At 39.7% G+C, this 18404-nt stretch carries 16 protein-coding genes; 10 read left to right on the top strand and 6 right to left on the bottom strand.

Annotated elements, in window-relative coordinates:
• The first annotated feature begins 59 nt into the window (after window positions 1–59).
• Entirely contained in the window at window positions 60–758 is a 699-nt protein-coding gene (gene rnc / locus AC559H_RS11575; RefSeq protein ID WP_026788686.1) for a ribonuclease III, read from the top strand.
• A gap of 62 nt (window positions 759–820) precedes the next feature.
• On the opposite strand, the gene recA is transcribed toward rnc, so the two are convergent.
• Entirely contained in the window at window positions 821–1918 is a 1098-nt protein-coding gene (gene recA, locus AC559H_RS11580; RefSeq protein WP_026795765.1) for a recombinase RecA, read from the bottom strand.
• Between the two features lie 237 nt (window positions 1919–2155).
• Between recA and AC559H_RS11585 the strand changes: the two genes are divergently transcribed.
• Window positions 2156–2752, top strand: coding sequence for a pseudouridine synthase (locus AC559H_RS11585; protein ID WP_026795764.1), 597 nt, complete (start codon window positions 2156–2158; stop codon window positions 2750–2752).
• 254 nt (window positions 2753–3006) lie between these two features.
• Here AC559H_RS11585 and AC559H_RS11590 read toward each other — a convergent pair whose 3' ends face one another.
• Window positions 3007–3999 carry an aspartate carbamoyltransferase catalytic subunit gene (locus tag AC559H_RS11590; RefSeq protein ID WP_026788682.1) on the bottom strand — a complete coding sequence of 331 codons (993 nt, stop codon included), beginning with the start codon at window positions 3997–3999 and terminating at the stop codon, window positions 3007–3009.
• 167 nt (window positions 4000–4166) lie between these two features.
• Between AC559H_RS11590 and AC559H_RS11595 the strand changes: the two genes are divergently transcribed.
• The 7 genes from AC559H_RS11595 (at window position 4167) to AC559H_RS11625 (ending at window position 14450) form a co-directional block, all read left to right on the top strand.
• A complete protein-coding gene (locus AC559H_RS11595) occupies window positions 4167–4691 on the top strand; it encodes a hypothetical protein (RefSeq protein WP_026795762.1) in 525 nt (174 codons plus the stop codon).
• A gap of 225 nt (window positions 4692–4916) precedes the next feature.
• Window positions 4917–5930: a tRNA lysidine(34) synthetase TilS gene (gene tilS / locus AC559H_RS11600; RefSeq protein ID WP_026788680.1), complete on the top strand. Its 1014-nt coding sequence runs from the start codon at window positions 4917–4919 to the stop codon at window positions 5928–5930.
• Between the two features lie 89 nt (window positions 5931–6019).
• On the top strand, window positions 6020–6385 hold the full coding sequence (locus tag AC559H_RS11605; protein WP_148292358.1) for a hypothetical protein: 366 nt from the start codon (window positions 6020–6022) through the stop codon (window positions 6383–6385).
• Between the two features lie 108 nt (window positions 6386–6493).
• Window positions 6494–7051 carry a zinc ribbon domain-containing protein gene (locus tag AC559H_RS11610; protein WP_026788678.1) on the top strand — a complete coding sequence of 186 codons (558 nt, stop codon included), beginning with the start codon at window positions 6494–6496 and terminating at the stop codon, window positions 7049–7051.
• 66 nt (window positions 7052–7117) lie between these two features.
• On the top strand, window positions 7118–10261 hold the full coding sequence (locus AC559H_RS11615) for a transglutaminase family protein (RefSeq protein ID WP_026788677.1): 3144 nt from the start codon (window positions 7118–7120) through the stop codon (window positions 10259–10261).
• Window positions 10262–10346: 85 nt separating this feature from the next.
• Window positions 10347–12584, top strand: a complete 2238-nt coding sequence (locus AC559H_RS11620; RefSeq protein WP_026788676.1) for a phospholipase effector Tle1 domain-containing protein — start codon at window positions 10347–10349, stop codon at window positions 12582–12584.
• Window positions 12585–12797: 213 nt separating this feature from the next.
• Window positions 12798–14450 carry a DUF6930 domain-containing protein gene (locus AC559H_RS11625; protein WP_026788675.1) on the top strand — a complete coding sequence of 551 codons (1653 nt, stop codon included), beginning with the start codon at window positions 12798–12800 and terminating at the stop codon, window positions 14448–14450.
• Window positions 14451–14490: 40 nt separating this feature from the next.
• On the opposite strand, the gene AC559H_RS11630 is transcribed toward AC559H_RS11625, so the two are convergent.
• The 4 genes from AC559H_RS11630 to AC559H_RS11645 all read right to left on the bottom strand — a co-directional run bounded on the left by AC559H_RS11630 (window position 14491) and on the right by AC559H_RS11645 (window position 17366).
• Window positions 14491–15072, bottom strand: coding sequence for a Uma2 family endonuclease (locus tag AC559H_RS11630; protein ID WP_026788674.1), 582 nt, complete (start codon window positions 15070–15072; stop codon window positions 14491–14493).
• A 13-nt stretch (window positions 15073–15085) separates the two neighbouring features.
• The gene (locus AC559H_RS11635; protein WP_026788673.1) at window positions 15086–15601 is read right to left on the bottom strand and encodes a hypothetical protein; all 516 of its coding nucleotides are present in this window, start codon (window positions 15599–15601) and stop codon (window positions 15086–15088) included.
• A 58-nt stretch (window positions 15602–15659) separates the two neighbouring features.
• The gene (locus AC559H_RS11640) at window positions 15660–16787 is read right to left on the bottom strand and encodes an aldo/keto reductase (protein ID WP_026788672.1); all 1128 of its coding nucleotides are present in this window, start codon (window positions 16785–16787) and stop codon (window positions 15660–15662) included.
• A 69-nt stretch (window positions 16788–16856) separates the two neighbouring features.
• The gene (locus AC559H_RS11645; protein WP_026788671.1) at window positions 16857–17366 is read right to left on the bottom strand and encodes a bifunctional nuclease family protein; all 510 of its coding nucleotides are present in this window, start codon (window positions 17364–17366) and stop codon (window positions 16857–16859) included.
• Between the two features lie 193 nt (window positions 17367–17559).
• On the opposite strand from AC559H_RS11645, the gene ribE reads away from it, so the two are divergent.
• Window positions 17560–18282, top strand: coding sequence for a riboflavin synthase (gene ribE / locus AC559H_RS11650; RefSeq protein WP_026788670.1), 723 nt, complete (start codon window positions 17560–17562; stop codon window positions 18280–18282).
• Window positions 18283–18404: the final 122 nt, after the last annotated feature.

Here is an 18404-nt window from a genome sequence, read left to right on the forward strand (position 1 = left end):
AGTTTGCAATATACAGGCTTTACGATTTAACAATAACTAATTTAGATACTTAACAGCTTATGACCAAATTACCAGAGATCAAAAACGAACAATTGCGATTACAAGCATTAACCCATCGCTCCTATTTGAATGAACATCCTAATGCTGGAGAAGACAATGAAAGATTAGAATTTTTAGGGGATGCAGTCCTAGGATTTTTAGTGGGAGAATTGCTATTTAAAAAACGCTATCCCGAAGATATGACTAAAATGAGTGAAGCCAATATGACTCGTTTACGGTCTGTGTTGGTTGATGAAAAACAACTAGCTAAATTTGCAGTACAATTTAATTTAGGGGAGTTATTACGGTTAGGAAAAGGGGCAATTCGAGACGGTGGACGCACCAACCCTTCCTTACTGAGTGATGCCTTTGAAGCCTATATTGGGGCCTATTATTTAGATACCCATATTGATGTCGTCCGAGAGTTTATACATCCGTTATTTTCTGCTGTTGCGAATGAAATGGTATTTCCCCAGTCGGAAACCACCCCTCAAACTTTGATTGATTGTAAAAACCGCTTTCAACAATGGGCGTTAGAAAAATCTGGTGAAAACCCGAAATATTATGTGATCGGAGAATCTGGGCCAGATCATGCTAAGGAATTTTGTATTGAAGTTCGGGTTAGGGATAAGGTATATGGCTATGGAAAAGGGAAGCGAAAACAGGATGGGGAAAAAAAAGCCGCCGAAGTGGCGCTGCAAAAATTGGGTCTATTGTAGTGAGTCCTTTAGGACTCTGGGCCCTGAAGGACTCTTAGCCCTAAAGGGCTTACTACATAACTTTATTCTTCTTCTGAACTGGCATCAATATCCTCATCATCATGGCTATCTACCTGGATGACAGAATTAGCTGAAACCACAGCCCCACTATCTAAAGCCCCTCTAACTTTCTGTTCAATTTCTTTAGCTAAGGTGGCATTTTCTTCTAAATAAATCAGGGTTTTATCCCGTCCCTGACCAATATTATCGCCGTTGTAACTATACCAAGCTCCTTTGCGTTTTAATACCCCGGTTTCTTCGGCTAAATCAATTAAACAACCTAAAGTAGAAATGCCTTTTCCAAAAATAATATCAAATTCTGCAATACGGAAAGGAGGGGCAATTTTATTTTTAGCTACCTTAACTTTAGCCCTAATTCCGTATTCATCCGTTCCCCGTTTTAAGGTTTGAATTCGACGAATATCTAAACGTACAGAGGCATAGAATTTTAAGGCATTCCCCCCGGTTGTAGTTTCGGGGTTTCCATAGACAACACCAATTTTTTGACGTAATTGGTTCAGGAAAATAACAGTACAATTCGACTTACCAATATTTCCCGTAATTTTGCGTAACGCCTGACTCATTAACCGAGCTTGTAAACCCATGTGGGCGTCCCCCATATCCCCTTCAATTTCGGCCCTGGGAACTAAGGCGGCAACGGAGTCAATTACAATAATATCAACGGCCACAGACCGCACTAACTGATCCACAATTTCTAGGCCCATTTCTCCGGTGTCCGGTTGAGAAACGAGTAAATTTTCCGTATCAACGCCTAGGACAGCCGCATAGCTGGGATCTAGGGCGTGTTCGGCATCTACAAAGGCAGCTACTCCTCCGGCTTTTTGAACTTCGGCGATCGCGTGGAGGGCTAAGGTGGTTTTACCGGAACTTTCTGGCCCATAGATTTCAATTACCCGTCCCTTGGGTAAACCGCCCCCCAAGGCTAGGTCTAGGGTTAATGCACCACTGGGAATGGTTTCCACTTTCATGCGGGTGGAATCCCCTAACCGAACAATGGCCCCTTTGCCAAAGCTACGCTCAATTTGGCCTAAAACTTGGGTTAGAGCTTTTTTCTTTTCAGAACTAGAATTATCTTTAGTATCTTTAGTATCTTTAGCCATTCGCTGTAATTTTAAGTAACGGTTAATTTTGACATCCTAGCCACTCTAGCCGCTAGTGTGCATAACTGGTATGGTAGCAGTTATGCCGGGGTTCTGACTATTATGGATCTCCCCGGATATCGACGAGCTTAACAATTTTTTGCAGTTTGTCTGCCCAAGCTCTCAGGGAATTTGTCCCCATTATACGAGAAATTGATGTTTTCGTCAATATAATAATAATATTTCTGTCATTTTTATATGTCTTATCGCTATATTTTGTTTTATAAACCTTATGATGTTTTGAGTCAGTTTACCGATGATGATCCCACTACTGCTATGCGTAAAACCCTGAAGGATTTTATTTCTATTCCTTTAGTTTATTCTGTGGGAAGGTTAGATCGAGATAGTGAAGGATTGTTACTTTTAACTAATGATAATTTTGTTAAACATCGCTTAATTGATCCTAAATTCGCCCATCCACGAACCTATTGGGTACAGGTGGAAAAAATACCGGATGAAACAGCGTTACAACAGTTAACTCAGGGGGTAAAATTATCAGATTATCGCACAAAACCCGCCCAGGTTAAACTACTTTCTACTGAACCCAGTTTACCTCCCCGTGAGCCTCCGATTCGGTTTCGTAAAACCGTCCCGACGGCTTGGTTGGAATTAACCTTAACTGAAGGTCGTAACCGTCAAGTCAGGAAGATGACGGCGGCGGTGGGGTTTCCAACATTACGGTTAGTTAGAGTTGCGATCGCCCATTTAAGTCTAACAGGAATCGTACCCGGTGAATGGCGAGATTTAACCGAGGTTGAATTGAAACAATTAAGGCAAATATTAGGAAATTATTAAGTAGTTGCACAAAATAAATTACCTAGTTGAGAGAGGGAACACCGGAACAGCCCCCCCAAACCCCGCACGGAGGAGCCCCCAAACCCCGCACGGAGGAGCCCCCCAAACCCCGCACGGAGGAGCCCCCCCCAAACTGCCCGTGCACGGAGGAGCCCCCCCAAACCCCCCGTGCACGGGGGGCTAGGGGGGGAGGGAACAGGGTAGAGGATATGTAATTAATTTTGTTTAGGTACTTAATAAAAATTCCATAATAATTAATTGGGTTTTCCCCCTCCAATTAAATATAATAGTGCCATTCTAACAGCAATTCCACTGGTTACTTGTTGGGAAATCAAACTCAATTCGGGATCATCCATTAATTCAGAACTTAATTCTACTCCTCGATTTACTGGCCCAGGATGCAATATTTTCACATTTGGTTTACAGGCTTTTAAGCGTTCGTGGGTCAGACCAAATAATTGATGATATTCGCGTAAACTGGGTAATAAATGGGCGGTCATCCGTTCTTTTTGTAAGCGCAAAGTCATGACAAAATCGGCATTTTCCAAAGCTTCATCTAAATTCCAATGTAAAAATAGTTTTCCGGGGCGATTTTTGCCAAATTCAGCAAATAATTCTGGGAGTAAAGTCGGGGGAGCGGCTAAGTGTAATTCCGCTTGGGTAGCGGTTAAACTCCAAATATTAGAACGGGCGACCCGAGAATGTAAAATATCTCCGACAATGGCTATTTTTTTGCCATTTAATTGTTCAATTTGAGGGTTATCTGGGTCAAGAATTCGGCAAATTGTGAATAAATCTAATAGTGCTTGGGATGGGTGTTCGTGTTGACCATCGCCCGCATTTAAAACCGCTACTTTTGCATTTAAACGGTCTAATTCTGCGGCGATCGCAAAGGGAACTCCAGCCTCTTTATGACGAATTACCATCATATCCGTCCCCATGGCTAAATAGGTTTTAGCGGTGTCGAGAATGGTTTCTCCTTTGGTCAGGGAGGAAGTCCCCGGAGCAAAATTTAAGGTATCTGCTGATAGTCTTTTGGCGGCGAGTTCAAAGCTATTCCGAGTCCGGGTTGAGGGCTCAAAAAATAAATTGGCGACCACTTGACCTTGGAGGGCGGGGACTTTTTTGGTGCGACGTCCTAAGACTTCTCGAAAGCTAGTGGCGGTTTGTAAAATGTTATTATATTCCGTCGCCGTAAAGTCAGCTAGGGATAAAATATGGCGGCGAGTCCAGGGAGCAGTAGCCATTGTCAAATAATTAGCAATTATAGGATTTTGGAATCAAAATTTGAGGTTTAAAATCATCGGAATTTTGATCCAATATTTAATTATACTGGGTGATCGTTCAAAGCGGAATATAAACCTCAAGGCTTGAACAATAAACTAATAGTTATTTTTAGAATACCCTTTGAACTATGAACAGTATCCAATCCTTTTTGACCGCTTGTATCCTTGGTGTTACTATTCTTAACTTAAGTAGTTGTAGCACCCCTCCGATGGAAACCGAAACCCCGCAGACACCGACGCCTACAGCCACCGTTTCCCCTCAACCGACCCCTGAACCTCAAAAACAAGCTATTTCCAATGCTGACACGGTTCCCGTGACCATTTATCAGGTGGATACTCAATGTTCTGAGTTAGTTCCTCGACAAATTACGGTTCCCAAAAAACAGGCTTTAGAAAGGGCGATCGCTGAGGTTTTAGCACAACAAAGTAGTTCGGATTTTACTTTAAATTATCGGGTAAATGTAGATCCAGAAAAACAGGTTATCACGATTGATTTTCGCGTTCCCACTAATGCGGATCGAACGTTTAATTCCTTGTCTAGTTGTGAACAATTAGCATTGTTTGGGAGTTTGAGAAAAACAATTATTAGTAATTCTAACTGGCAGATTAACGAGGTAATTTTTACCGAACAAGGAGAAGAAATTACGTTATAAAAGCCATCTAAATTTGGGTAAGTACCTAAAAAAATTAATTACAAATCCTCTACCCTGTTCCCTCCCCCCCTAGCCCCCCGTGTACGGCAGGTTTGGGGGGGCTCCTCCGTACACGGGGAGTTTGGGGGGGCTATTCCCGATTCCCGATTCCCGATTCCCGATTCCCGATTCCCGATTCCCGATTCCCGATTCCCGATTCCCTATTCCCTGCTTTTACGAATAATCATGTCTAATCTTTCTGAATGGACTCTATTACATACCCAACTCCATCGTACCCTACGCGATCGCAATATTTTACCTCGATCTAAACGTTTATTAGTGGCGGTATCGGGGGGACAGGACTCTTTATGTTTAATTCGATTATTATTAGATTTACAACCCAAATGGCATTGGCAAATTGCTATGGTTAATTGTGATCATCGTTGGCGTTCTGATTCTCAAGCCAATACCGATTATATTGAACAATTAGCTGATAGTTGGCAAATTCCCTTTTATCGAGAAACCGCCGATATTATTCCCGCTACAGAAGCCGCAGCTAGGGAATGGCGTTATCAGGTTTTAACTGAAATTGCTCAAAGCAATAATTATCCCTATATTGTTACAGGTCATACCAAAAGTGATCGGGCTGAAACTCTACTTTATAACTTAATTCGAGGTAGTGGTTCCGATGGTTTACAAGCCTTAACTTGGCAACGTCCTCTGGATTCAATATCAACAAATTCGATAATTTTAGTTCGTCCTTTATTAGATATTACTAGGGAACAAACAGGGCATTTTTGTCAAGAAAAAGCCCTAAAGATTTGGCTAGATATTACCAATAATGATTTACACTATGCTCGTAACCGGATTCGCCAAGAACTTTTACCCTATTTACAAACCCATTTTAACCCCCAAGTCGAATCTCATCTAGCCCAAACCGCAGAATTATTGCGATCGGAAGTTAACTATTTAGAAGAACTCACAGAAACCCTATTTCAACAGGTGGTATTTTGGGAAAATGGTAGTCAAGATCGATTAAAAATAAATCGTTTAGCCCTGCGCCCAACCCATGAAGCTCTACAACGTCGAGTCAGTAGAAAAGTGTTACAAAAAGTTATGAAAAAATCTGCTAATTTTGAACAAATTGAAAAATTAACCGCCTTAATTCATGCCCCAAATCGTACCCAAACTGATCCCTTTCCTGGGGGTGCGATCGCAATTGTTGAGGGAGAGTGGATCGTCTTTCATCTTACCAATTAATCTATAGAATTACCGAACACTTGACAAACTCAATTTTCAAGGTAAAAATGGGATATGAGTTGAATCCTAGAATTTGCGAGGAACCCTTAATGATCAATCAGTTAGGCAACAAAAAATCCATTACTATGATGTTAATGGCTATGGCACTCTTTGTTCCTGGAATTGGCCTAATTCCCTCAAAAGCGATCGCAGAAACAGAAGCAGTAACCTTTACAATGACGAATGATAGTGGTCAAGTCATTACCCACTTTTATGCGTCTCCTCCAACAACATCAGATTGGGAAGATGATATTCTGGGTGTTGATGTTCTTGCTCCTGGGGACAGTGTTGATATTACTATTAATGATGGCCAAGAAGATTGTTTCTATGATTTTCGCGCCGTTTATGAAGATGGAAGTGAAGTCGTTGCTACAAAACAAGAAGTTTGTGACGGTGCCGAATACATTTTCCATTGACTTTTTCTCTCGATAACTTCTAATACAATTGTTAAGAAACCCTATCCTTTGAGAAACTCGACCCTACAATGCACAATAGCACTATAGAGTTGACAAAGGAGCCTTCCTATGGCCTATGTATGCGAGCTAGGGACAGGTCAAAGCGTTTATTTAGAAAATCAGGAGGCACAAACTGTTGTCACCCTCATTAGCAGTGGCCCTGGACAACAGCAACAAGCGAGTAGCAGTTTTACAACTGGAGTTTGGACAGCACCCCCCCAGGTGTTCCAAACTCCTCATGGTATGGTACTCAAAGTCATATCCGAACAAGGGGAAAGAAGCCTACAAATTCAGGGAACTAGCGTTAGTGTTCTGGGTGAAATGCCCTCGGTGACTGATTCTCAACAACTCACGGTTAAGGAAGTCACGAGCGTACCTGTTTCTCCACTGAAACCGATGGAACCGATGAAAATGGAACCGATGAAAATGGAACCGATGAAACCCATGAACCTAAAAATGGGGGATATGCAGATGAACATGAACCCGATGTCTATGCGAATGGGGAATATGGAACTACGAATGGGGTCGGGTGCACCGGAGGAGAATCCTAAGTCTTTTTGTAGTCAATGTGGGACATCGGTAAAACCGGAAGACCGATTTTGTTCTAATTGTGGTCATCAATTGTAAGGAAATGTAGAGACGTGCCACGGCGCGTCTTTCTTGGTGATCAGTTAACATTTTATCTCTGAAAAAATGTCTATTAAAGTTAGTCTTAACCATCAGATTTCCTATCAATTTGAACGTCCGGTAATTCTTGGCCCTCAGACCATTGGATTGCGTCCTGCTCCCCATTGTCGGACACCGATATTGAGTTATGCTCTGAATATTTCCCCCTCCGACTATCAACTGACCTGGTTACAGGATCATTATGGCAATTTTTTGGCTAAGGTTAACTTTCCCCAAACCACAGATTATTTTAAAATTGAAGTGGATTTAATTGCCCAAATTCAACCAATTAATCCATTTAATTTTTTAATTGAAAGCTACGCTACCAACTATCCTTTTGAATATGAACCCCGTCTAGCTAAAGAACTTAGTCCATTTTTAGAGATTGCGGAATCGGGAGAATTACTAAAAAATTGGGTAGAAATTCATCGTCAACAGGATGTTTATACCTCTAATTTTTTACTGGATTTAAGCCAGAAACTATCCCAAGATATCCAATATCAAATCAGATTAGAACCTGGTATCCAAACCTGTGAAGAAACCCTGGAGAAAAAAATCGGTTCCTGTCGAGATACGGGATGGTTATTAGTTCAAATTTTACGCCATTATGGATTAGCGGCTCGATTTGTTTCGGGATATTTAATTCAACTTACTAATGATATTCCGCCCTTGGATGGGTTGCCAGGGCCAGTTTATGATAATGCTGATTTACACGCCTGGGCTGAGGTTTATCTTCCGGGTGCAGGTTGGATAGGACTTGACCCCACATCAGGTTTAATTACTGCTGAAGGTCATATTCCTTTAGTTTGTGTGGCTGACCCCCAAGATGCCAGTCCAGTCCAGGGAACTTTTGAACCTTGCGAGTCAAAACTAGGCTTTTCAGTAACAGTTTCTCGCTATCACGAAATCCCTAGAGTTACTAAACCTTATAATCAAGAACAATGGCAACAAATTAATAATTTAGGCGAAATAGTTGAAGATAATTTACAACGTTTAAATGTCGGTTTAACTATGGGTGGGGAACCAACATTTATTTCAATTGATGATTTTGAATCTTCCCAATGGCGCGTTACAGCATTAGGAGAAGAAAAACGCAAAATTGCTTGGCAACTGCTGAATAGATTAGAAGCTAAATTTGCTCATAAAGGTGGATTACTTCATTATGGATTAGGAAAATCTTATCCAGGTGAAGCCTTGCCACGTTGGGCTTTAGGGTGTTATTGGAGAACAGATGGAATCCCTTTATGGCATAATCCAGAACTCTATGCTCAGGAGGATAAAAACAATAATTATACCTCAAAAAATGCTCAGATTTTTATTGAATCTTTAGTTAGAAATTTAGGAGTTAAATCTGACTGTATTATTGCAGCTTACGAACTAAATTCTGATATTATATCTGGATATACACTACCTATTTTATCAGTTAAAAAAGCAGAAAATATTCATTGGAGTAGTTGCCAATGGCGACTTTCTACTCCCAACAAAATAGAACTTTTAACTGGAAATTTACCGATAGGATTTCGCTTACCTTTAAGTTCTTTAGATTGGCAAAATGATCAACTTGAACCAGAAGCAATTATTCCCTTAACTCATTCGCCAATTATTCCGAATTTTGAACCCTTAGAATCTCCAATTAATTCAATTAGGGTGGCTTTAAGTGTGGAAGTTAGACAGGGAAAAATTCACGTTTTCTTACCTCCAATTTCCTCTCCTCGGAGTTTTGTAGATTTAATTACAGCCATTGAAAATACCACTGCCCAACTTCAATATTCAGTGCTAATAGAAGGATATACACCCCCAGTAAATACAGGAATTATCGGGTTTCAAATTACCCCAGACCCGGGAGTAATTGAGGTTAATATTCATCCCGCCTCTAACTGGCAAGAATTAGTCGAAATTACAAATATTTTATATGAAGAAGCCAGATTATCCCGTTTAGGAACGGAAAAATATCTATTAGATGGACGACGAATTCCTACCGGGGGAGGTGCCCATGTTACCATAGGCGGAAAAACTGTTTATGATAGCCCGTTATTACGTCGTCCCGATTTATTAAGAAGTTTAATTACCTATTGGCAAAATCACCCCTGTTTATCGTTTTTATTCTGTGATTTATTTGTCGGGCCAACCAGTCAAGCTCCCCGGGTGGATGAAGCTAGACATGAAAGTTTATATGAGTTAGAAATTGCCTTTCAACAGTTGGAATATCAAGCCAATATTGCTCCTAAATTAGTAGATCGTTTATTAAGAAACCTATTAGTTGATATTACTGGAAATACCCATCGTTCAGCTTTTTGTGTTGATAAATTATACCCAATTGAAAACCCTAAAAATCAATTAGGATTATTAGAATTTCGCGCTTTTGCCATGCCTCCCCATCCCCAGATGAACCTATTACAAATGTTATTAATTCGGGCATTAGTAGCCTGGTTCTGGGAAAAACCCTATACTCATTCATTAATTCGTTGGGGAACAACTCTACATGATCGGTTTATGTTACCCCATTATTTAGGAGAGGATTTAAAAACAATTATTGAGGACTTAAAAACCGTTGGTTATGAATTTGAATTTGATTGGTTTGCTCCTTTTATTGAATTTCGGTTTCCTCGTTATGGAGAAATCACAAAAGAGGGGGTAGAATTAGAACTGCGTCATGGAATTGAACCTTGGCACGTTTTAGGAGAAGAAAGCTCGTCAGGAAGTACGGCCCGTTATGTAGATTCCTCCATGGAAAGGGTACAAATTATATTAAGAAATGCTTTAGGAAATTCTGCTAATATTGATAGTTATTCGGCTCGATATATTGTTACTTGTCAGGGTCGTCCTATTCCGTTAAAATCCACTGGAAATCCAGGGGAATATGTCGGTGCGGTAAAGTTTAGAGCGCGACGCTATACTTCTTTATTGCATCCTGCGATTGATCCCCATGATCCCTTGATTTTTGATATTGTTGATACTGAGTCAAACCGTTCCATTGGGGGTTGTACTTATTTTGTGAGTCCTCCCAATGGTAAGATCTATCAACAATTTCCGATTAATCATCGAGAAGCAGAAAGTCGAATGTTAGAACGATTTGTAGCCATGGGTCACACATCTGGATTGATTAAAGTTGCCCCTTTAAAATTAAATCCTGAATATCCATTAACCTTAGATTTACGCCAAATTCCTTGATGATGCAAGAAAAACAGGTAAAACAAAGGTAAAATATCTTAAAACCCGTGCAGAACCCTTTAATAATTTTATTAGGATAAAATTAATGTCTGAACAAAAATCAGTCCTAGTTTTTGATGGTATCAGTGACCACATAGAGTTATCTAAAAGTTTTCCCGACCTGGACAAAGCCATCACTATCGAATTTTGGGCTAAGGGCGGAAACAGTTTGACCGAACAAACCAGTATTCTTGAGGCTTATAATAATCAAAATACTCGGGTCTTACAAATTAGTTTGCCTTGGTGGGATGAAACAGATACTCGGATTTTTTGGGACGCCGGAAATCAGGATGGGTTTGATCGCATTGATAAAACCGTGAGACTCAGAGAATATAATGGGTGGACTCATTGGGCTTTTGTGAAAAATTCCACCACCGGGCGAATGTACATTTATCGGAATGGAGGAGTCTGGCATCGAGGGAACGGGCATAATAGACCATTAACGGGGATCAAAAAACTGGTCATTGGTTCTTCTGTCAATAGTTCTCATCATTGGAAGGGTTCCCTGGCTGAATTTTATATTTGGAATCAAGCTCGCACCCAAGAAGAAATTAAACAGGACATGAATCGGCGTTTAGTCGGTGATGAACTAGGATTATTAGCCTATTTACCTCTAAATGGGGATGTTAATGACAAAACCAGCTATACTAACGATGGCATAATTTATGGAACAAGTTGGAAATTAGAGAAATTACCTGCCAAAAAAATTGAACAAACTCCCAGGATTAAAAATAAAATTAAAACCAGAACTAAAACTAAAAAATCTAGTCAACCTATGACCACTAATGAACCTGTATCAGAATCGGAAATCTTAGAACCAATATTAGAAACCTCGGAACCGATTATTACCGATGAGCTAACATCAGAATCGGAAATCTTAGAACCAATATTAGAAACCTCGGAACCGATTATTACCGATGAACTAATATCAGAATCGGAAATCTTAGAACCAATATTAGAAATCTCGGAACCGATTATTACCGATGAGCTAATATCAGAATCGGAAATCTTAGAACTAATATTAGAAACCTCGGAACCGATTATTACCGATGAACTAATATCAGAATCGGAAATCTTAGAACCGATTTCAGAATCAACTCAACCCATAATTATTGAACAAATTTCTAATGATGAAACACTAGAATCCAATCAACTTTATTCTGGCATTCAGAAAAAACGATTAGTGATTTGCTGTGATGGAACTTGGAATCAACCCGCCAGTTTCTATCCAAATAATGTGATCAAATTTGCCCGATCAGTTAAATATGCAGCCGACGATCAAACACCGCAAATTGTCTTTTATTTACCAGGATATGGCACAGAAGAAGAAGATAATTTAGATAATTTAATCAAACGTTTAGGCGAAGGTGCTTTTGGATGGGGAATTGACAGAATTATTCAAGAAACCTATCGCTTTTTATGTATGAACTATAACGTAGATGCCCAGGACGAAATCTACCTCATGGGTTTTAGTCGTGGAGCCTACATCGTTCGCTCTTTAGTGGGTATGATCCATAAGTGTGGTTTGTTAAAACGTTCCAAGATTCGGGAAATTCCTAAAGCCTATCAGCTTTATCGAGATGTAAAAATTAGTCCCAATCATCCAAAAGCTCAAAAATTCCGTGAAGAAAATTCCAAAAAAATTGATACCGAAAAAGACTATCTACAGTATCGTGTACCAATTAAAATGTTAGGCTGTTGGGATACAGTAGGAAAATTAGGTATTCCTGATTTAACCCCTTGGCTACCAATTGCCAAACCATGGAATCAGAGATATGAATTTTTTGATAATAGATTAAGTCCCATTGTAGAAAATGCTTTTCATGCAGTTGCCATTGATGAGAAATCCAAAAATTTTCCTTTAGCTGTCATGGAGAGAAATGAAAAAAATCCTGACCAAATAGTTAAAGAAGTCTGGTTTTCTGGTGAACATAACTGTATCGGTGGGGGAATTAAAGAATATCAGGGACTATCGGATTATCCTTTAGAATGGATGATAAACCAAGCTAAAAAATTAGGATTAGAGTTTTGTTTCCCTGAAAATGAAAGTGAAGAATTCCAGATTAAGCCAGATATAACGGCTAAATTTGATAATAGTCTTACTGGCGTTTATTCTCTGGGTGGTGAGGAATGGCGATCGCCAAAATCTTCTGAAATTATTATTCATCATAGTGTTATCAAACGACTTAACGCCGATCCCGATTATCGACCCAAAAATCTTAATCCGATGCTCAAGGATTTGATTGAAACCGAATCATCAAATAGAATTGACAACGAATTTTGATACCCTTAATTAATTTTTCAAACTACAGTGTAAGGATGTTGAGTAAAGACAGAGTGTAGGATTTTGCCATGGACTGTCCTAAAGCGACGGATTTTTCTGGGATTTTTCCTATAAGATGGATACAGCATTGCATTACAACATGGCGAGTTTAAGCTATTCGTTGTGTGGCACCATCGAAACTGGTGAAACTACCCCAAGATTAAGATTAATTTGATGGCAACTCTCAATCACTCAACCGTCCGTAGGCTCAAAAATTTACCCCAAATTCCCAGTGTGTGGGAAGGAGATCGGCGTCCAATGGCAACCGATGCCAGTCCTACTACCGACACAGACTCCGAAGCTACGGGCGAATGTATTATTTGGGTAGATGGATCTCAGGGGATGGTGCGAGCAATGGATATGGTGGCATCAGATATGGGGCCAGAAGCAATTGTAAGGACACTACTCAGGGCCATCGAACATCCCCAAAGTTCCGCGCCCGTGGCCCGTCCCCAAAAAATAGTGGTCAAAGATCGGGAAATTCAATTTTTTCTGCGGGGGGTTCTCCAAGATTTAGATATCGTCATTGAATATGTCCCGGATTTACCTCTGATTGATGAAATTTTTCGAGGGTTACAGGAAGTGGCCCAGAGCCGCCCGCCCCAACTCCCGGCCCAATATGCAAAAGTGGTGACGGAAAAAGCCTATCAAATTTGGCAAGATGCTCCTTGGGAACATTTAGGAGATCATCAGATTATTTCAGTTGAATTAAACCTATTTGGTGTTAATACCTTATATATTTCCACTTTGGGTAAACTGGGAATGGATTATGGGGTATTGTTGTATCGTTCTTTGGACTCGTTAAGACGGTTTCGAGAAAGAATTATTCGCAATAAATCCTATGAAAATTTAGAGGAAGCTTTTTTAACTCAGGACTGTTTATTTGTTACTTTTGATCGCACCGATGGTTTTGATGAAGATGAGGACGAGGATGATGATGATTTTGTCAGTATCACTAATTTATCCCCATCGGAAATCGAGCCCAATTTTGGTAATCTTCATCCCTTAGAAGGATTACGTTCGATTTTGTATGATGAAGAAGCGGCGACTGTTTTAATTGCTTTAGAAGCCTTACATCGCTTTTTACGGGATCATCGTCAAAAATTAGCCCGATATGAGTTTCCTAGTCTAAACCGTCGGTATCGGATTCCGGTAGATTTGCCCGATGGGGAGAAAAAACAGGTCTCGGTAAAGGTGGAAACTTTACCCGATATTGCTTCGGAGTTGGCGTCAATGGTGGCGGATGATGACGAAGATGATGATGAGGACATGGACGTCGATGTTCCTCGGTTACGCGATGATTTAGTCCCGCCCAAGTCTTTCTTGAGTTTGGGAGTTATCCCCTGGAAAACTGCTAAATATTTGCGAAGTAATACCCAATTTCATCAAGCCGCAGAAACAGAAATTACAGAAGCTGGCGATGGTTTACCAGTGGTTGTGATTCAAACTACTAAACCGAAAGCTGAGGTATTAATTCGCAGTTTACAAGATGCGGGCGGACTCGAAGGAATTTGTTTTAATCCGGGTGAAGATCCGACTCGGGGCTGCAATTATGACTTGGGAATTCTTAAAACAGAAGATGGAGATTTACATTTATTTGGGGAGTTTATTGAAGATGATCCGGTGCATCAAGAAGCCCGGAAAAAATGGGAACAACGCTGTAAAGAAACCAAGGGTTGGTGTGGTTTAATTATTGCTATGGGATTAACGGGTGCTTCCCGAGGTCAACCCCAATTTAAGGATATGATGGCTTTATTGGAAGTCCATTTTATTCCTTCTGAGGATTTAGATTTAGGCCGATTACAGTTAATTCCAGCAGATTTTTAAAAAGATTCCCCCTCAACTAAAAAAGGGGGGAATCATTCTATTAGGAATTGATAAAATCAATATTTTCATAAAGATCAGCAATTAATATTTGTAATTCCAGGGTATTTAAAGATAAAGTAATATTCGGATCATCATATTCTGAAAATGTCCATTGATTCACACCAGTTTTAACATAATGTTCAACATGAATCCGATATTGATCCACTAATAAATATTCTTTAAAAGTTGGGATAGTTCGATAGGTGGCAAATTTTTCGCTACGGTCATAATTTTGGGTGGATTTAGATAGAATTTCGGCGATAAGAACAGGATTAATCACTGTATCTTTTCGTCCGATTTGCAGTTCTATGGGCTTTTGCAGTACCATAACATCGGGATAGGTATAGATGTTAATAGTTGGAATCCACAGCCGTTGATCTGCGATAAAAATGCGATAAGGTTGACCTTTTAACGCAAGTTTGAGAGAAGCGTTCAGGTTTCCAGCAATTTCGTTATGGTCAGGTGTTCCACCAGTCATAGGAATAATTTCTCCATTGCGATATTCGTTGCGAGTTTCACAGACAATTTCTAGTTCTAGGTATTCTTCAGGAGTGTAGATTTTTGTTTCACTTTGAGCAATCATAATTTGTTGACTCCTATTTAAAATCTCGTCTTCTTAAACCAGTAGATCTAATTTTAACCTTACAGTCTAAAGGAGATCTGGTAAAATCACAGTAATAATAGCCAAGTAAATCTCCTTGAAGGTTACAAACTCGCAAATTATAACCATAACTTTGAGCTACGGTCGCAAATCTATTTACCAATACATATTGTCCTAAATACTGTTGTGCATTCCATTTTTCTCGGTCTACTACTAATGTTATAGGAGCATCTAAATAAATATTAGGTGAAAGTTGCACAACATTATTTTCAATATACCAAGTTTTCATAACTTTGTCTTCATAGAGTTTTTCAGCTAACCAAAGATTAGGGATACTAGGTTCGGTTTGAGAGACAGGAGGAAAGGGTAAAACAGCATCTTCTGAAAAACAGGATTTTGTCGGTTTATTCAGGGAAATTTCTGGAGATGTTTGCGATCGCACTGGATAAATTAAACTATTAAAAATCAAGATACAGATAAAAACTTTAGCTAGTTTATTGATTAAATTCATAAATTATGATAGGATTAAGTTAACCACAAAGACACGAAGACACGAAGGCAGATAATTTCTATTCCCAAAGTCGTTTTCTTTCTTTCCCTTTCAGAAGTTCGTGGGTTTCTCTTAATAAGGTAGGAATGTCTAATTGTTCAGGACAACGGGGTAAACAGTCGCCACAGTCGTTACAACGATTTGCTTTATTACCTGGAAACCAATGACCGGCATTTTCAAACATTTGATAACGATATTTTCCAAATTCGATCATATCGTAAGCCAGAGCTAAATTTCTTAATCGTAAGACTTCGGGAATATTAATCTGTTCTGGACAGGGTAAACATTGATCACATTGACTACATTTTGTTATTCCTAAACGTTCTATTTTTTGGGTTTCTAATTGTTGAAAAATAGCGATTTCTTCTGGGGTTAATTCAATTTCTTGGTCGGCTACTTTTAAAGGGTGATCTAATTCTAATTCTTCGGGGGTCGTCGCCCCTACACTTAAAGTTGTAATTCGGGAATCATTTAATAAGAATCGGTAATTTAATATTAGGGGAGAAATCGGATCACAGAGGTTTTTTAAGGTTTCTGGAGGAGAATAAAGTTGTCCACCTTTATCCGCCGGAGAAATAATAAAAATTCCCATATCTTTTTGAGCAGCTAACTCAATGGCGATCGCATTTTTTTGAAAAAAATAGTAATAATGCAGATTGACAAATTGAAATAAATCTGTTTGAATTGCTGATAAAATTACCTCTAGGGGAGCATGAGTTGAAAACCCTAAATGATGTACTCGACCATCGGCGATCGCTTTTTCAACTCCTGATAGTCCTTGAAGGGTTTGTTCTAGGTGTTCTCTGGTGTTAATTCCATGAATTGCTAGACAGTCGAGATAATCTAAATTTAGGCGTTTTAGGGATTGATCAATTTTTTTTTCTAACACATCTGGGTTAGAATCGGGGGTGATTTTAGTCGTAATATAAAATTGCGATCGCTCTATTGACAAACCCCCTAATATTGCCGCCCCTAAAAAAGATTCACTTTCACCATAACCCTGTGCGGTTTCAATATGATTTATCCCCAGAGAAATCGCTTTTTTGATTGTTAAATAGGCATTTTCTGAAGATGCCAAATAACGCATTGTACCCAAAGAAAATACAGAAAAATCTAGGTTCGTTTTGCCAAACCGTCTATAACGCATTATTGATATATTGATGATTAACTGTTCTTTCTTGTTAGCAAGTGAGGACGGACTTCTCCCCCGACTCTCCTATTGTGTTTCATCGGTTTTATTCAGTTCTGAACGTTTGATTAAATCCGAAGGACTCAAGTTAGAGATAAAGTCTCGAAACGCTCGTCTTTCTGCTTCATCCGCATCCCTATCCACAGGAATAGAAGCATCTGCAATGACTTCTTCCATAACCCAAATTGAGCTATCGGTGCGTAAAGCAATAGCAATTGCATCACTAGGACGAGCATCAATTTCCTTCCTAATTTCTCCTTGACGGACAATTAACACAGCATAAAACGTGCTATCTTGCAAGGAATGAATGATAATCTTTTCCAGGGTCATATCCCAAGTTTCGAGAAGATTAACAAATAGATCATGGGTCAGGGGTCGGGGTGGTTTATGATTTTCTAAAGCACCGAGGATCGATTTGGCTTGATCCTGGCCAACATAAATCGGTAAAGCACGTCTCTCGACCGCATCTCGCAGTAGAATAATCGGGCTGCGTGTAGCCGCGTCGAGTGCAATTCCAGCGACTTTCATTTCAATCATTACGTTTATTAGCCTCTCTATCAAATATTCCCGACAAGCTCAGTGGTTAAGCCATAGATACTTATACCAACTCTATTCCAGTATGCCTTGATTTTTGTCGGAATCGACATTGGATTTTAGCTGTTGAGGTATTAACCGTTAACCGTGAACACCTCAACCCTGAACACCTCAACCTTTAACAACTAACTGCTCTATGTTTACAGGACTTATTCAAGCGCTGGCAACCCTTCAACCTCTAGGACAAGATCAATTCCAAATTAGTTGCGTCTTGGGGGATGTGGACTTAATTTTAAAGGATTTAGCCATCGGTGATAGTGTAGCAGTGGATGGAGTTTGTCTGACGGTGGTAGAAATTCGGGATAAAGGGTTTATCGCCACGGCGTCTCCTGAAACCTTAAACCGGACAAAACTGGGACAGAGTTTAGAAGGTTATTTTAACTTAGAAACGTCCCTAAGAGCCGGAAGTAAGTTAGGGGGACATTTTGTTACGGGTCATATTGATGGAGTCGGGTGTCTCCAGTCCGTTACTTCGACAGCAACTTCTTGGGAAATGCGGTTTGGCGCTCCTGTTAGTGACGCCAATATTTGGCGGCGTCAAATTGCTCCTTATATTGTGCCAAAAGGAAGTATTGCAGTCAATGGAATTAGTTTAACAATTTCTGATTGTGATCTTGACGGTAATTGGTTTCAAGTGGCGGTTATTCCCCATAGTTATCAAGAAACCAATTTACGCTATTTACAACCGGGAAGTTGGGTTAATATTGAAGCAGATATTTTAGGAAAATATGTCGGGAAATTTCTCCAAAGTTATCTCAAAGGAAACTTGAATTATGTTGAAAGTTATGATAATATCCCAGCAATTTCCACCTTAACAGAAATTACCCCAGAGTTTTTAGCTGAACATGGATTTAGTTAATTAATGTTATTTTAGTGGCGATCGCTCCATTTTTAGCTAATCTAGGAATAATATAGCAATCCTATTTGAGTTGTGTTCAAAAGTCCTGGGCAAAAGGGAACAGCCCCCCCCCTAACCCCCCA

It is taken from the genome of Planktothrix prolifica NIVA-CYA 540, from assembly GCF_963864145.1.
GTDB classification, from domain to species: domain Bacteria; phylum Cyanobacteriota; class Cyanobacteriia; order Cyanobacteriales; family Microcoleaceae; genus Planktothrix; species Planktothrix agardhii.

Coding starts and splice junctions, on each gene's coding strand:
- rnc (WP_026788686.1), top strand. CDS start 60: ATGACCAAATTACCAGAGATCAAAAACGAACAATTGCGATTACAAGCA.
- recA (WP_026795765.1), bottom strand. CDS start 1,918: ATGGCTAAAGATACTAAAGATACTAAAGATAATTCTAGTTCTGAAAAG.
- AC559H_RS11585 (WP_026795764.1), top strand. CDS start 2,156: ATGTCTTATCGCTATATTTTGTTTTATAAACCTTATGATGTTTTGAGT.
- AC559H_RS11590 (WP_026788682.1), bottom strand. CDS start 3,999: ATGGCTACTGCTCCCTGGACTCGCCGCCATATTTTATCCCTAGCTGAC.
- AC559H_RS11595 (WP_026795762.1), top strand. CDS start 4,167: ATGAACAGTATCCAATCCTTTTTGACCGCTTGTATCCTTGGTGTTACT.
- tilS (WP_026788680.1), top strand. CDS start 4,917: ATGTCTAATCTTTCTGAATGGACTCTATTACATACCCAACTCCATCGT.
- AC559H_RS11605 (WP_148292358.1), top strand. CDS start 6,020: ATGATCAATCAGTTAGGCAACAAAAAATCCATTACTATGATGTTAATG.
- AC559H_RS11610 (WP_026788678.1), top strand. CDS start 6,494: ATGGCCTATGTATGCGAGCTAGGGACAGGTCAAAGCGTTTATTTAGAA.
- AC559H_RS11615 (WP_026788677.1), top strand. CDS start 7,118: ATGTCTATTAAAGTTAGTCTTAACCATCAGATTTCCTATCAATTTGAA.
- AC559H_RS11620 (WP_026788676.1), top strand. CDS start 10,347: ATGTCTGAACAAAAATCAGTCCTAGTTTTTGATGGTATCAGTGACCAC.
- AC559H_RS11625 (WP_026788675.1), top strand. CDS start 12,798: ATGGCAACTCTCAATCACTCAACCGTCCGTAGGCTCAAAAATTTACCC.
- AC559H_RS11630 (WP_026788674.1), bottom strand. CDS start 15,072: ATGATTGCTCAAAGTGAAACAAAAATCTACACTCCTGAAGAATACCTA.
- AC559H_RS11635 (WP_026788673.1), bottom strand. CDS start 15,601: ATGAATTTAATCAATAAACTAGCTAAAGTTTTTATCTGTATCTTGATT.
- AC559H_RS11640 (WP_026788672.1), bottom strand. CDS start 16,787: ATGCGTTATAGACGGTTTGGCAAAACGAACCTAGATTTTTCTGTATTT.
- AC559H_RS11645 (WP_026788671.1), bottom strand. CDS start 17,366: ATGATTGAAATGAAAGTCGCTGGAATTGCACTCGACGCGGCTACACGC.
- ribE (WP_026788670.1), top strand. CDS start 17,560: ATGTTTACAGGACTTATTCAAGCGCTGGCAACCCTTCAACCTCTAGGA.